12 protein-coding genes and 1 pseudogene are annotated in these 13,831 nt (G+C 35.8%); 10 read left to right on the top strand and 3 right to left on the bottom strand.

Annotated features, from left to right (window positions below):
- Positions 1 to 125 precede the first annotated feature (125 nt).
- From GS400_RS10075 to GS400_RS10045, 6 genes and pseudogenes are all read left to right on the top strand, one after another.
- The gene (locus GS400_RS10075; RefSeq protein WP_160101389.1) at positions 126 to 1,508 is read left to right on the top strand and encodes a sensor histidine kinase; all 1,383 of its coding nucleotides are present in this window, start codon (positions 126 to 128) and stop codon (positions 1,506 to 1,508) included.
- Positions 1,505 to 2,182, top strand: coding sequence for a response regulator transcription factor (locus GS400_RS10070; RefSeq protein ID WP_160101387.1), 678 nt, complete (start codon positions 1,505 to 1,507; stop codon positions 2,180 to 2,182). The genes GS400_RS10075 and GS400_RS10070 overlap by 4 nt, the downstream gene beginning before the upstream one ends.
- Positions 2,183 to 2,265: 83 nt before the next feature.
- On the top strand, positions 2,266 to 2,496 hold the full coding sequence (locus GS400_RS10065) for an SHOCT domain-containing protein (protein ID WP_236561214.1): 231 nt from the start codon (positions 2,266 to 2,268) through the stop codon (positions 2,494 to 2,496).
- Positions 2,497 to 2,523: 27 nt separating this feature from the next.
- Complete coding sequence (locus tag GS400_RS10060; protein WP_160101385.1) at positions 2,524 to 4,533, top strand: heavy metal translocating P-type ATPase; 2,010 nt, start codon at positions 2,524 to 2,526, stop codon at positions 4,531 to 4,533.
- Positions 4,534 to 4,660: 127 nt separating this feature from the next.
- A pseudogene (locus tag GS400_RS10055) lies at positions 4,661 to 6,147 on the top strand (multicopper oxidase family protein).
- Between the two features lie 136 nt (positions 6,148 to 6,283).
- The gene (locus GS400_RS10045) at positions 6,284 to 7,024 is read left to right on the top strand and encodes an urease accessory protein UreH domain-containing protein (RefSeq protein WP_160101381.1); all 741 of its coding nucleotides are present in this window, start codon (positions 6,284 to 6,286) and stop codon (positions 7,022 to 7,024) included.
- A gap of 139 nt (positions 7,025 to 7,163) precedes the next feature.
- On the opposite strand, the gene GS400_RS10040 is transcribed toward GS400_RS10045, so the two are convergent.
- Positions 7,164 to 7,481, bottom strand: coding sequence for a hypothetical protein (locus tag GS400_RS10040; RefSeq protein ID WP_160101379.1), 318 nt, complete (start codon positions 7,479 to 7,481; stop codon positions 7,164 to 7,166).
- Positions 7,482 to 7,662: 181 nt separating this feature from the next.
- On the opposite strand from GS400_RS10040, the gene GS400_RS10035 reads away from it, so the two are divergent.
- The 3 genes from GS400_RS10035 to GS400_RS10025 all read left to right on the top strand — a co-directional run bounded on the left by GS400_RS10035 (position 7,663) and on the right by GS400_RS10025 (position 9,611).
- Positions 7,663 to 8,271, top strand: a complete 609-nt coding sequence (locus GS400_RS10035; RefSeq protein ID WP_160101377.1) for a class I SAM-dependent methyltransferase — start codon at positions 7,663 to 7,665, stop codon at positions 8,269 to 8,271.
- Between the two features lie 200 nt (positions 8,272 to 8,471).
- On the top strand, positions 8,472 to 9,131 hold the full coding sequence (locus tag GS400_RS10030) for a plastocyanin/azurin family copper-binding protein (protein WP_160101375.1): 660 nt from the start codon (positions 8,472 to 8,474) through the stop codon (positions 9,129 to 9,131).
- 153 nt (positions 9,132 to 9,284) lie between these two features.
- Complete coding sequence (locus GS400_RS10025; RefSeq protein ID WP_160101373.1) at positions 9,285 to 9,611, top strand: four-helix bundle copper-binding protein; 327 nt, start codon at positions 9,285 to 9,287, stop codon at positions 9,609 to 9,611.
- A gap of 54 nt (positions 9,612 to 9,665) precedes the next feature.
- Here the strand turns inward: GS400_RS10025 and GS400_RS10020 are convergent, their stop codons facing one another.
- Together GS400_RS10020 and GS400_RS10015 are read right to left on the bottom strand one after the other, a co-directional pair.
- A complete protein-coding gene (locus tag GS400_RS10020; protein WP_160101371.1) occupies positions 9,666 to 11,129 on the bottom strand; it encodes an S-layer homology domain-containing protein in 1,464 nt (487 codons plus the stop codon).
- Between the two features lie 179 nt (positions 11,130 to 11,308).
- Positions 11,309 to 12,412 (bottom strand): prephenate dehydrogenase, encoded by a 1,104-nt coding sequence (locus GS400_RS10015; RefSeq protein ID WP_160101369.1) that lies wholly within the window; start codon positions 12,410 to 12,412, stop codon positions 11,309 to 11,311.
- A 245-nt stretch (positions 12,413 to 12,657) separates the two neighbouring features.
- Here GS400_RS10015 and GS400_RS10010 point away from each other — a divergent pair, with 245 nt between their 5' ends.
- Entirely contained in the window at positions 12,658 to 13,746 is a 1,089-nt protein-coding gene (locus GS400_RS10010; RefSeq protein WP_160101367.1) for a bifunctional 3-deoxy-7-phosphoheptulonate synthase/chorismate mutase, read from the top strand.
- Positions 13,747 to 13,831: the final 85 nt, after the last annotated feature.

Genomic DNA, 13,831 nt, shown 5'->3' with positions numbered 1-13,831 from the left:
CTTTCTGCATAGAATCTGCAAAATGGATGGGTAGGATGAAAAATATAAGCAAAGTCTTTGTTCATTTTATCTACTAGGAATAGACTTGAAAATAATCAAAATCACTATTAATGAGGGAAATAGAAATGAACAAACTTTCATTTAAATTAGGAATATTTATTTTCATATTTATGATTATTGTAGAAGCCATCCTATTTTTCTTTTTATATAAGAGCTTGGCCGATAATCGAATAGAAGAAGTAATGGATAATCTGCTATCACGTGGAAATAGTCACAGAGATGTTCTTGAGAAGCGGTTTGATAAAAGTACTTTAAATCATGTAGCTTTAATGGAGTCAGAGGCTAAGACCATTGTGGTCATAACAGATACTAAAAAAAATGTTTTGGCTAAATCAGAACCTGTAAATGAGTCATTGGATTCTATGATTCATAGCAATATTTCTGAAACAAGTCATCAAGGGTTAATCCTTCATAATGAATGGGAAGAAAATGATTATGTAGCAACTGTAAGTCCAATCCGTGTTGAAGGAAACATTGAAGGCTTTGTGTATATGTTCGCAAATACAGCCATTATTAAAGGAGTTATTAGAGAACTCTCTAATCAGTTTATGCTAGCTGGTATCATCACATTATTTCTCACTATATTCGCTATTTTCATATTAAGTCACTTTATAACCAGGCCACTAGTACGTATGAAAAGAGCTACAGAGGAGCTAATGAAAGGAAACATGAAAGTCTCCTTAGGGTATAAAAGAAGTGATGAGTTAGGTCAGCTTGCCAACTCCATCGTTATTTTAGCTGAGGATCTAGAGCGGCTGAAAGAGGAAAGAAAAGAGTTTTTGGCTAGTATTTCACACGAATTACGAACACCTATTACGTATATAAAAGGCTATGCAAATATCGCCAGTAGAGAGACTTTATCAGATCAAGAACGAGAGAGGTATTTGCGTATATTAAAAGAAGAATCAGAGCACTTAACACTTCTTATAAAAAATCTTTTTGAATTAGCTAAAATGGACCAAAACCAATTTGTTATATATAAAGAAAACGTTTATATATGTGAAATTGTACAAAAAGTAAACGAAAAGATGACTCCTCTATTTAAAGATAAACAGATATCCTTCCACATATCTTGCGATCCTGATCTGCAGGTGGATGTTGATCCAGAAAGGTTTCATCAAGTACTCATTAACTTAATTGATAATGCGATTAACCATTCTGGAAAGTTATCGGATATTCGTTTAAATGTTGAGCGCTCAAAACCAGGTTTCATTACAATTTCAATATCTGATGATGGAAATGGCATACCAAAAGAAGAGCTTCCTTTTATTTTTGAACGACTTTATAGAGTGGATAAGTCACGTTCTAGAAACCTAGGAGGTTCAGGATTAGGACTATCTATTGTAAAAGAAATCATTGAAAAGCATGGGGGGCGTGTATACGCGGAAAGTGAGTTAGAAAAAGGGACTACCATATCGATAGAATTACAAGAGGATGGAGATATATGACCAATAACATTTTATTAGTAGATGATGAACAACGTATGCTTGATTTACTCGATCTTTATCTTTCCCCACAGGGCTATAATTGTAAAAAAGCAATCTCAGGAACTGAAGCCATTAAACTCGTTGAGGAAGAATCTTTTGACCTTATTTTACTTGATATCATGATGCCTCAATTTGATGGTTGGAAAACGTGTAAGGAGATCAGAGAAATTTCTGAGGTTCCTATAATCATGGTTACTGCTCGTGATCAAAAGACAGATATTGTTAGAGGGTTGAAAATAGGAGCGGATGATTATATAACAAAACCATTTGATGAGGATGAATTATTGGCAAGAGTTCAGGCATTGCTCAGAAGAACCACAAACCAAAATATCATCGAAATTAATGAACTTGTATGGGATGGGGAAAAGTATAAACTCCATTATAGGAACCAAAACATTACACTCACTCCTAAAGAATTTACAATGCTTGGTCATCTTATGAAAAATCCAGAACGCGTTTTCAGCCGTGAACAGCTTATCGATCTTGTATGGGGGTTTAATTCGGATATTGATGGACGAACAGTAGATTCTCATGTAAGAAACATAAGAGAAAAAGTCCGACAGAGTGGTTTTCCTATTGACCATTTTTTTAAAACTGTCTGGGGAGTGGGCTATAAATGGATGAATGGAGAGTAATAATTCAAAAAAGTAAACGATTAAGGTAGATATGTTTTTAAAATACCCATACAGGTAAATGGTATATGTAGGAGGTGAGTTAAATGATGAATGGAAATGGAATGGGATTCTTCGGGGGTATGGGATTCACATGGATCCTAATCATTGGCATCCTGATAATTATCGTAGCTATATTCATTAACAAACAATCCAATAATAATGGTCAAAACAATCAGAACAATAACTCCCTTGATACTCTAAAGGAACGATTAGCTAGAGGAGAAATCACTGAAGCAGAATACGATCGACTTAAACAAAAATTAGATGAAAAATAAATTGAACAAATAGAGGAGGTAACGCTTATGGCTCATGAACATAACCATGAACATGAACACGAACATCATGAAAGTGGCCATGACCATCATAACCATGATCATGGTGACATGGTAGAAGATTTCAAAAAACGTTTTTATATCTCATTAGTTGCTACCATTCCGATTTTAATATTATCTCCTATGATTCAAGATTTCCTTGGATTTGAATGGACCTTTCCATTTGATAAATATGTATTATTTGCACTAGCTTCATTCGTATTTTTCTATGGTGGATTACCTTTCTTATCTGGAGCAAAAGATGAGCTAAAACAAAAAAATCCGGGTATGATGACGCTCATTGGATTAGCCATTGTGGTCGCATATGTTTATAGTTCAATGGTTGTCTTTGGACTTCAAGGCCGCAACTTTTTCTGGGAACTCGCAACATTAGTTGACATTATGTTACTCGGTCACTGGATTGAAATGAAGTCCGTGATGGGTGCATCAAATGCACTTGAAGAATTAGTTAAGCTAATGCCTAATGAAGCTCACAAAGTTGATAAAGATGGAAATGTAGAAGATGTTGCTGTATCAGACCTTACAGAAGGTGACCACATTCTTGTTAAGCCAGGTGAAAAAGTTCCTGTTGACGGAGATATTATTGATGGGAAAACAACAATAGATGAGTCAATGTTAACCGGTGAATCTGTGCCTGTAGAAAAAGGTGAGGGTGATGAAGCAATAGGTGGCTCCGTAAACCAAGAAGGTTCTATCACGATCTCCGTTCAAAAAACTGGAGATGATACGTACCTTTCACAAGTAATTGGTTTAGTTAAGGAAGCTCAGGAATCTAAATCCAAAACACAAGATATATCAAACCGAGCAGCTAAGTGGTTATTTTATCTAGCCTTAGGAAGCGGTATTCTTACCTTTATTATATGGCTAGCACTGGGACACCCTATTGATGTTGCTATGGAACGTATGGTAACGGTTATGGTAATCACATGTCCACACGCATTAGGTCTTGCAGCTCCTCTTGTAGTAGCCGTTTCAACGTCTCTATCTGCTAAAAATGGGCTACTTATTCGTAATAGAGCGAACTTTGAAGGAGCTCGACAACTAAATGCAGTCGTTTTTGATAAGACCGGGACACTAACCAAAGGAGAATTTGGAGTTACAAACATTATTCCTGAAGAAAACCACCAAGAACAGGACGTCCTGAAATGGGCAGCGTCACTGGAACAAAAATCTGAACACCCTTTAGCACAAGGGATTCTTAATAAAGCTGAAGAAGATAATCTTTCATTAGAAGATAATGATGAGTTCGAATCTATGACAGGTAAAGGACTCCGTGGAACAGTAAACGGTAAAGAAGTAAAAGTCGTTAGCCCTGGCTTTATGAACGAGCAAAATTATTCATTTAATCAAGAGAAATACAACAGTCTATCTGAAGAAGGCAAAACTGTTGTATTCGTATTAGTGGAACAAGAACTAATTGGCATGATCGCGTTAGCTGATATGGTAAGAGAAGATGCTAAAGAAGCCATTTCCTCTTTAAAGGAAAGAGGCATCCATTCCATCATGCTTACAGGTGATAGTAAGAAAGTGGCGAACTGGGTAGCAGAACAGTTAGGAATCGATGAGGTATATGCTGAAGTCCTTCCAGATGAAAAAGCAGATCAAGTAAAGAAAATTAAAGAAAAAGGTTGGAATGTAGCGATGACTGGTGATGGTGTAAATGATGCTCCAGCACTTGCTACAGCTGATCTAGGAATTGCGATCGGAACCGGAACAGACGTAGCTATGGAATCTGCTGATATTGTATTAGTGAAGAGTAACCCTAAAGATGTAGTACAGATTATGAGATTATCGAAGAAAACGTATAACAAGATGATTCAAAACCTTTGGTGGGCAGCTGGATACAATATTGTTGCTATTCCATTAGCAGCGGGAATACTAGCACCAATTGGTATTATTCTAAGCCCTGCTGTTGGAGCGATTTTAATGAGTTTAAGTACGGTAGTTGTTGCCATTAATGCAAAATTGTTAAAAGCCTAGATGTTGATTAAAATAAATCTCCAGGGAATCATAAACTTCCTTGGAGATTTTGCATTTTTTTGCACACGAATTGCACAGCTAGTGGATATAGAATAGACGTAAATGAAAATGGTGAGGGGAAACGATAATGAGAAAGCTATCAATTATTCTATTTATAATTGGCATAGGTTTTGTAAGCACTTGGGGGGTACTAAATTTCTGGCCTTCAGATAGTGCAAAACAAGCTCTCAAACAAAATAAAGGAAAGAGCATTTTAGATTTCAATGTAGAAGCTAAAGAAAATCAGCCAGTAAAAACCTTTAATGTTACAGCAAAACAGACTGAGTGGAAAATCAACAACCAAACATCAACAAATGCCTGGACTTATAATGGAACCGTACCTGGCAAAGAGATTCGTGTTCAAGAAGGGGACTTTGTAAAAATACATTTGAAGAATAAGCTAGATGTCCCAGTAACCATACATTGGCATGGTGTTATACTTCCAAACAAAATGGATGGCGTTCCTGATGTAACGCAAGAAGCTGTACAACCTGGAGAAAGTTTTACTTATGAATTTTCTGCTGATGACGCAGGGACTTATTGGTATCACTCACATCAACATAGCTCCAAGCAAGTAGATAAAGGATTATATGGTGCCTTTATCGTTGAGTCAAAAGAAAAGACGTACACAAAAGACCATACTCTTATTCTTGATGAGTGGGCAGTGAACCAAGAAAAACAAAGCTTTTCAAATATGAGAAGTATGATGATGGGAGGGATGTCAGGCAATGGAGAGGCAGATACAGAGGCAATGTATGACACCTTCACGATAAACGGAAAAAATGGAGATTCAATCCAACCGATCCAACTTAAAAAAGGGGAAAAAGCAAGGCTGAGATTTGTTAATGCGGGATACCAGGTTCACACAATACGATTTCCAAAAGAAAGTATGAAGGTATTAGCAGTTGATGGAGAAAGTGTTCAAACTCAAACCAATCAATCTAGTAATCTGTTAGAAATTGCCCCGGGAGAAAGAATCGATGTTGAATACGTTCAAACCAACCAAACAACTTCTCTTATTCGAGATATGACAAGCGATGAATCTGAACAATCTATATCTATTCCATTTCAAACTGGACAAAGTAATTCTAAAAATCAAAACTCTCATGAAACTCAAGCTTCTAGTAATACAGTTAATGGGACTACTTTTTCAAGTGAAAACTTGATATTCAATCAAACACCTAAAAATGTCGATGTCTCTTATGAAATGAAATTAGATATGGGAATGAATATGGGAGAAGGAATGGTTTTTCAGATTAATAATGATACATTTCCTGATACCAATCCAATCGATGTTGCTAAAGGAGATCTGGTTAAAGTGCGTTTAACCAACCAAGGTATGTTAAATCATCCTATGCATTTGCATGGTCATCGTTTTCAAGTTGTCAAAAAAATGGGAATAAAACAACTCCTGTAGTTAAGGATCTAATAAATGTGAAACCAGGCGAAACATACGAAATTTATTTTAAAGCAGATAATCAAGGAGAATGGCTCTTCCATTGTCATGATAATAACCATGCTGATAGAGGCATGATAACCCTCGTAAACTATAAAGGAGTTTATAGTCCTTTTTAAGGCTAACCCCTCGTATGTGTTTTTTAAACACATACGAGGGGTTTTTAGTGTTTTATATGTAAATTGCACAAAATCTTCATAAGAATAATGTATAGTAAAAGAGTACTTACATTATCAAAATGAAAGGATCAGAGCTATGTATGAATTTTTCAGTAGAATAAGTGGATATATAAGTGAACCCTTAATTGAAATTGCTTATGGTTCAGAAGGAATCCCTTTTCTTTCTGCATTGATTTTAGGGTTAGTTGGAGCTGTAGCGCCATGTCAATTTACAGGGAACTTAGGAGCGATCACAATCTATGGGAATCAATCATTGCAAGAGAAAGTAGCATGGAAAGAGGTTCTTTTTTTTATTCTTGGAAAAATTGTTGTATTTTCCGGATTGGGTTTAATTGTGTGGATTTTAGGTCAAGAATTTCAAGGGACTTTAACTACTTATTTCTTTCCATGGGTTCGTAAATTAATTGGTCCCATGTTAGTATTCATTGGCTTATTTATGCTAGGAGTTTGGAAGATGAGGTGGACGCTTACATTGGGAAAGATTCCAGACCGATTAAAGAAGGGGAAATTAGGAGCATTTTTTATAGGAGTAAGCTTCTCTCTAGGATTCTGTCCAACGATGTTTATTTTATTTTTTGTATCCCTAATGCCCATAGTTCTTTCTACACCATATGGAGCGATTTTACCAAGTATATTCGCAATTGGAACATCTCTTCCCCTAATTATTGTAGTATTTTTAATTTGGTATTTTGAAGTAGATGGTAGTTTTATGAAAAAGAACGGGAGGAAAGTGGGCTTGTATGTACAACGGGGAGCAGGTCTATTAATGATTGTATTAGGGATACTAGATACTTTTACATACTGGACTTACCTATAAAAAGAGCTCCTAACCAGGAGCCCTTTTACGATAACTATGCTTGTTGTTACATTTCTGCCATTATAGCTTCCTTCACATGCCACCAACTGGCTGGATAACGTAGCAGAATGATGCTGTAACTATACTGTTACTCATAATGTTATTTTTTATGCATATGAGTAAAGTTTGCACTCTGCTCAGAGCCATTTGTTCCATGCATAGAATTGTACATGTCCTTTATTTCTTTATTCGTTATCTGAGGGTGGATTTGATTCATAATTTTTTTGACTTGACCATAATTAATAGGTCCATTGATGTCTTGCATTATTTGATGATGTGTCTGCATTGAATCCATCCTCATCTGGGTTTGAGGTGACATGTTGTCTGCATTGTTACTAAGACTTTGTGCATATACACCAGTAACTCCATTAGAGATAATTAATCCTAATGCTAATGAGCTTACAATAATTTTTTTCATATGAACCACTCCTTTATTTTTTATACTTCTATCATATCCGTGAAATATCAAGATTCAGTGCAAAATGTAGGAAGATTTAATGAAAACTATATTTAACTTAAACTGAAGACTTATTCTTGGATGTTTTCATTTTTATATTTATCATTGGAGGAAATGGAGTTCTCCTGTAGGAGGTCAATTTATGAAAGAAAAACAGAATGTCATTAAGAAAAGATACAATCGCATCTCCGCTATTTATGATGTCATGGACAAAATGATTAAAAAAGAGTGGAGAGAAGATTTATTAAACAATTTGGAAGGTGAAGTACTCGAAGTGGGTGTTGGTACAGGAGCTAATCTACCTTTTTATCCTGAACAAGTAAATGTAACAGGGATAGATTTTAGTGAAGGAATGTTGAAGAAAGCAAGGGAGAAAGCCAATAAAGTGGGTCAACGTGCATCAGTAGATTTGCTTGAAATGGATGCACAACAACTAGCGTTTGATGATGATACCTTTGACTTTATCGTTTCAACTTGTGTTTACTGTTCTGTTCCTGATCCTCTGAAAGGGTTAAAAGAAATGCGTCGTGTTTGTAAGCCGAATGGTAGAATTGTGATGCTTGAACACATGAGGAGTGAAAATCCATTCATAGGAAAAACCATGGATTTGTTAAATCCTTTCATAGTTAGGTTATGGGGAGCCAATATTAACCGAAAAACACTCGATAACATTCATAAAGCAGGTCTTGTAATTGAGGAAAATGAACAGTTAATTGGAACGATTATGAGAAAGCTCATATTAAAACCCTAATTCAGAAAAACAAACTAGTTACATAAAATAAAATGTAACTATGAAGATGTTATTTTATCTGCTTAGATAATGTGTCCGGATTTCAAATTATATGAAAAGTAAGATGAAAGTTCTTTCTCATTATATCACTTTAGCGAGACAAAAATATGCTTTCTATGTTATCGTGAGAATAGTTTTAGAATAATGGGAGGATTTACAGCATGTTTAAAAATAAAAAAAGTATAACTATCATCGGGATTGCTCTCCTTGCCGTATTGCTAACAGCTTGTAGTAATTCAAATAGCAATGCATCTAATGATAACCAAGAACCAAAAGAAGAAACGAAACAAGAGGACGCAGAGAAAGATGAAGCTACATCTAATGATTCTGATAAAAGTAATGAAGATAAAGAAACAAAAAAGGAATCTAAAGACGGTGTTATAGAAATTTCTGCATTTGAAATGGGCTATGATCCAGACTCTATCACTTTAAAAAAAGGAAAAGAATATGAACTGGAACTTACGAATGATGGGTCTGTATTTCATGATTTAACTTCAAGTGATTTAAAAGCAAAAATTACATTTAAAGGTGAGATGCCAGATCATCCAGAAAATGTATCCTTCATTGAAAATATCTTTGGCGTAAATAAAGTACACGCTGAAGGGGGTCATGATGATGGTCATAGTGACGACCAACAAGATGGCGATAGTCATGGAGATGGTCATGGCCATAGTGAACAAACTCTTCATATGAATGCCAAAAAAGGACAAACGGTTCGCGTTAAATTCATTCCTAAAGAAGTTGGAGAGTATGAATTCTTTTGTAGCATACCAGGCCATAAAGAAGCTGGAATGGTAGGGAAAATAAAAGTAGTAGAATAACTCATAAAAAAGAGTTCACTGATAGTCAGTGAGCTCTTTTTTATGAGTTATTCATTCTTTTCTAATTTATGAAGAAATTGCACAAAATCTGCACATTTTATGGTAACACATTATATGTAAATAATATTATGAAGATTTAAGGAGTGTTTTTTAATGTCACATGAAAAGTATCAAGAAGCAATCAAAGCATTACATGAGTGTATGGAAGCATGTAACCATTGTTATGATTCATGCCTTCAGGAAGAAGATATGAACTCTATGAGAGACTGCATTCGATTAGATCGCGAATGTGCAGACATCTGTGCTTACCTAGAACAAGCTCTTGTTCGAGGTACACCATTCGCTTCTGAATTGGCTCAGGTTTGTGCAACGATTTGCGAAAAGTGCGGTGAAGAATGTAAAAAGCACGACCATAAACATTGCCAAGAATGTGCAGATGCTTGCTTCAAATGTGCAGATGCTTGCAAGAAAATCGCTTAATATTTTGAAATAATAAAAGGTCACGGAAATCCGTGACCTTTTTTAATAGTTAAATTAATTTTCATCTCTCCAATATTCATATGCATGGACAGCATTACCATGATAAGAGCTTGAATCACTTAATTGATCTCGAACCTTATCAAGTTCCTCTTCCATAACTTGTTTCCCTTCTTCATGGAAGGTAATTTGAGGAGCATTTTTATTTTCTTTCACTTCAACAGAAATGGTGAGCTCTTTGTTTAGCTCTTCTGCATACTCCAATTCTTTTTTAGCTACATCAACGATACCATTCGAACCTTCTGCTGCATCTCTGAACGCCATTACAGTTGTATGGTCTAATGTATCGATAAACCACTTACTAAAGGATGTATCAGGTTGACCAGGTGTTTGATGTTTATCAAGCCAAAAGGCTAGGTCAGCACTTGTTTCAAGGTCAGAATTCTTTTTGACTTCACTTACAAACAATTCAATATTGTTTTTCCACGTAGATAATACATTGTTACTATCTCCATCCCAGTTTTTCAGAACGTATGGCTCTATATCTAAATGGATGCCATCAAATTGCTGTCTAGGTGGAACAACTTTGTTATAGCTTGTGACATAATCCGTGAACATCTTAAGACGTTTTTCACCTTTTTCAAGTGCCCAGTTCGGATGACCACCCATTGCATGAACTTCAATACCTGCTTCGTGAGCCTTTTCTACAAAATCGCTATAAACCGAATAATCCTGTGTACGATCTAAGCGAGCGTATATTAGGTTAATATCTTTTTCCTTAGCAAACTGAAGGATTTTATCGGGTTCATTAATAGCATTTTCTGCATGCCATATGTAAGTTCCTCGAATATTCTCATTGTCAACTTCCTCAAAGTTTGGGTCTGGCTGTGCATTTGATAAGTATTTTTTAAACTTATCATCCATAGCACGAGCTAGAAAGATAGAAAACTGAGCACGTGTTGTTGACTCATTTGGTCGAAAAGTGCCATCAGGAAACCCAATAGATATTCGGTTTGAAGCAACCTCACTTACATATTTACGATGATCATTTACATCTTTAAATTCCTTAGAAATCGGTTCATTTTCAAGGTCATAAGCTCTTGTTAGAGTTGCTGCCATCTCAATCCTGCTAATATCTCGATCTGGTTCAAAGTTGCCTTCATCAGTCCCTTGAAAAATACCTGCTTCTACTACTGCTGCAACATATTCATAGTGGGGATGATCCTTAGGGATATCTTTCAAACCAGGGTCTGGGACATTATCTGTAGATAGCCCTAACTCTCTCGTTAACATGATCGCTGCTTCCATACGACTCACATTTTCTCCCGGTTCAAAAGATCCATCAGGATAGCCATTAATGATATTTTGGTTCGATAAATAATTGATTTCCTCATATCCGGTAATGTCCTTAGATACATCCGGATAATTCGTTTCACCATGAACGTTTGAACCATTCCAGCTTGATGCCAGAAGGAGACCTGTTAGAAAACTGGTGCTTAACGTTTTAGTAACTCTGTTCAACACTATTCCTCCTCACAAAATGTAGCCATGTCTCTGTACAAATTATGTAGTCTTAATTTGCTCGGCTAGTTAGAAGTTTCGAAATCATTTTTAATTATGGTGGGGTTGAAAGAGAATACATTTTTTTGAAGAAAGAAAGACTGGCATAAATTAATTCTTATACCAGTCTTAAATGGTTGTTATTCAGAAGCAGAATAACATTCAAATCCATTGTTCTCTAATAATACTTTTCCTATCTCAAGTTCTTGATCATTTCTAAATGATAAACACAAGACGCCGAACATATCTTCTCTTGTTTCAATAATACGAATATTTGTTAAGTTAATATCGTCCTTAGCAAGAATGGCTGTTACAGTAGCGATAGCCCCTGGATGGTCTTCAACATCTATATATAGATCATAAAAGGCAGGGAGAGCTCCTTTCTTTTTCTCAGGAAGACCATCCCGATATCTCTTGGCATCATCAAAAAAGGTATAGATCTTTTCCTTTGAAGACTCTTCAATTAGCGCTTTAATTGAGGACATTTCGTTAATCCATTCATCCATTATTTGAATTAATATTTCACGATTGTGAAGCGTGATATCACGCCACATGATTGGGTTAGAGGAAGCAATACGTGTGATATCACGAAAACCTCCAGCAGCTAATCTTTTCACATCAATATCTTCGCGTTCTCTCTTCTGTAAAAGCTGTACCAAACTTGAGGCGATAATGTGTGGGAAATGACTAATGACTCCAACAATCTCATCATGTTCATGTGGAGACATTTCTATAAAATTTGCATTTGTACCATTTAACCAGAATCTTAAATTTTTAACATCGTTATCGGATACCTGTTCACCCTTTGTAAGGATATAGAAGGCATTCTCAAATAAGTGAGCCTTAGATGCTGAAACTCCACTTTTGTGAGATCCCGCCATAGGGTGTCCTCCTATAAATGCAACACCTTTATGAAAGAAGTGATGGGCATTCTCCATAATTTTTTCCTTCGTACTTCCTACATCAGTAATGATAGCCCCTTCTTTTAGGTCACAAGTAAGTAGCTGATTCAAAATATATTCTGTTTGTAAGACAGGTGTTGCGACAATGATTAAATCTGCGTCTACAACAGCTTTGCTAATATTTAGTTCATATTCATCAATTACTAATAAAGACTGGGCCAATTTGAGTTGTTCTTCATTAATATCACAACCGACAACCTTTGATTGATGTTCTTTTTTGATAGCTAGAGATATTGATCCACCAATTAACCCCAGTCCAATTACAACAACCTTTTGACTCATTTTAGAAAAACTCCTTTAACATCCTTGTTACATAAAATTACCGCTGATATACTAAAAAATTAAAAATTAGTGCAAAAAATTCTGATAACATCTTGATTTTACACTTTGATGCTTTTATGCTTTTATGTAATAAATATAAATATATCATGTGTATTTATCATTTAATAGTCATTTTTTCACTATGTTTTTGAGTTTAATTTAATTTGAAATGAAAAAGTACAAAACAAAACCAAGGAGGATTACCCATGTCTAGAAATGAACTGCCAGATTTACGCGAAGAAGTAGATGAAATCAACTTGCAAATCTTATCTTTACTCAATAAACGAGCTGAGATTGTTCAAGAAATAGGTGAACAAAAGAAAAAAGGGGTAGGTGTTAACCGATATGATCCAGTTCGGGAACGTGAATCCCTGGATTTACTGATGAAGCATCATGAAGGTCCTTTTGAGGCTTCAACCATTCAACACATTTTCAAAGAAATCTTCAAAGCAAGTCTAGAACTACAAGAAGATGATAACCGTAAAGCACTACTCGTTTCACGAAAGGCACAGCCTGATAATACGTTAGTAGATGTTAACGGTGTAAAAGTTGGAGATGGAGATCAACGCTTTATTATGGGTCCTTGCGCGGTTGAGAGTTACGAGCAGGTTAAAGAGGTTGCATTATCTCTAAAATCTCAAGGTCTTACGATGCTACGTGGAGGAGCATTTAAGCCTCGTTCATCTCCATATGATTTCCAAGGCCTAGGTGAAGAAGGATTAAAAATCTTAAGAGATGTGGCAGATGAAACGGGTATGTCTGTGGTAAGTGAGATCCTCACTCCTCAGGATGTAGAGAAAGCTTTAGATTACGTTGATGTAATCCAAATAGGTGCCCGTAACATGCAAAACTTCGAATTACTCAAAGCTGTTGGAAGAGTCAACAAACCAGTGTTATTGAAACGTGGTATGTCTGCAACAATTGATGAATTTATCAACGCTGCTGAGTACATCATGTCTCAAGGTAACGACCAAATCATGTTATGTGAGCGTGGTATCCGAACTTATGAAAAAGCAACAAGAAATACGTTAGACATTTCTGCTGTGCCAATTCTGAAGAAAGAAACACACTTACCAGTAGTTGTTGATGTTACACACTCTACTGGCAGAAAAGATTTACTTGTCCCAACTGCGAAAGCTGCATTAGCAATTGGAGCAGATGCAATCATGGCAGAAGTACACCCAGATCCAGCAGTAGCATTATCAGATTCAGCTCAACAAATGAATATCCCTGAGTCACAGGAATTCTTAAAAGAACTAAATTCATCCCTAAATCTTGCTGAAAGTGTAGTATAAAATTTAAAAAGAAGGGGGGAGTTTAAAAACTCCCCCTTTAACACCAATTTAAATAATTAATCGGTATAAAACACTTAGGATTTGG

The sequence above is a fragment of the Pontibacillus sp. HMF3514 genome, from assembly GCF_009858175.1.
Classification (GTDB): domain Bacteria; phylum Bacillota; class Bacilli; order Bacillales; family BH030062; genus Pontibacillus.
The sequence above is the reverse complement of the archived record's forward strand: the minus strand, read 5'-3'. Positions and strand labels throughout refer to the sequence as shown.

What these genes read in the sequence shown, in the direction of transcription:
- GS400_RS10075 (WP_160101389.1), top strand. Translation starts at nt 126, where the DNA reads ATGAACAAACTTTCATTTAAATTAGGAATATTTATTTTCATATTTATG.
- GS400_RS10070 (WP_160101387.1), top strand. Translation starts at nt 1,505, where the DNA reads ATGACCAATAACATTTTATTAGTAGATGATGAACAACGTATGCTTGAT.
- GS400_RS10065 (WP_236561214.1), top strand. Translation starts at nt 2,266, where the DNA reads ATGATGAATGGAAATGGAATGGGATTCTTCGGGGGTATGGGATTCACA.
- GS400_RS10060 (WP_160101385.1), top strand. Translation starts at nt 2,524, where the DNA reads ATGGCTCATGAACATAACCATGAACATGAACACGAACATCATGAAAGT.
- GS400_RS10045 (WP_160101381.1), top strand. Translation starts at nt 6,284, where the DNA reads ATGTATGAATTTTTCAGTAGAATAAGTGGATATATAAGTGAACCCTTA.
- GS400_RS10040 (WP_160101379.1), bottom strand. Translation starts at nt 7,481, where the DNA reads ATGAAAAAAATTATTGTAAGCTCATTAGCATTAGGATTAATTATCTCT.
- GS400_RS10035 (WP_160101377.1), top strand. Translation starts at nt 7,663, where the DNA reads ATGAAAGAAAAACAGAATGTCATTAAGAAAAGATACAATCGCATCTCC.
- GS400_RS10030 (WP_160101375.1), top strand. Translation starts at nt 8,472, where the DNA reads ATGTTTAAAAATAAAAAAAGTATAACTATCATCGGGATTGCTCTCCTT.
- GS400_RS10025 (WP_160101373.1), top strand. Translation starts at nt 9,285, where the DNA reads ATGTCACATGAAAAGTATCAAGAAGCAATCAAAGCATTACATGAGTGT.
- GS400_RS10015 (WP_160101369.1), bottom strand. Translation starts at nt 12,412, where the DNA reads ATGAGTCAAAAGGTTGTTGTAATTGGACTGGGGTTAATTGGTGGATCA.
- GS400_RS10010 (WP_160101367.1), top strand. Translation starts at nt 12,658, where the DNA reads ATGTCTAGAAATGAACTGCCAGATTTACGCGAAGAAGTAGATGAAATC.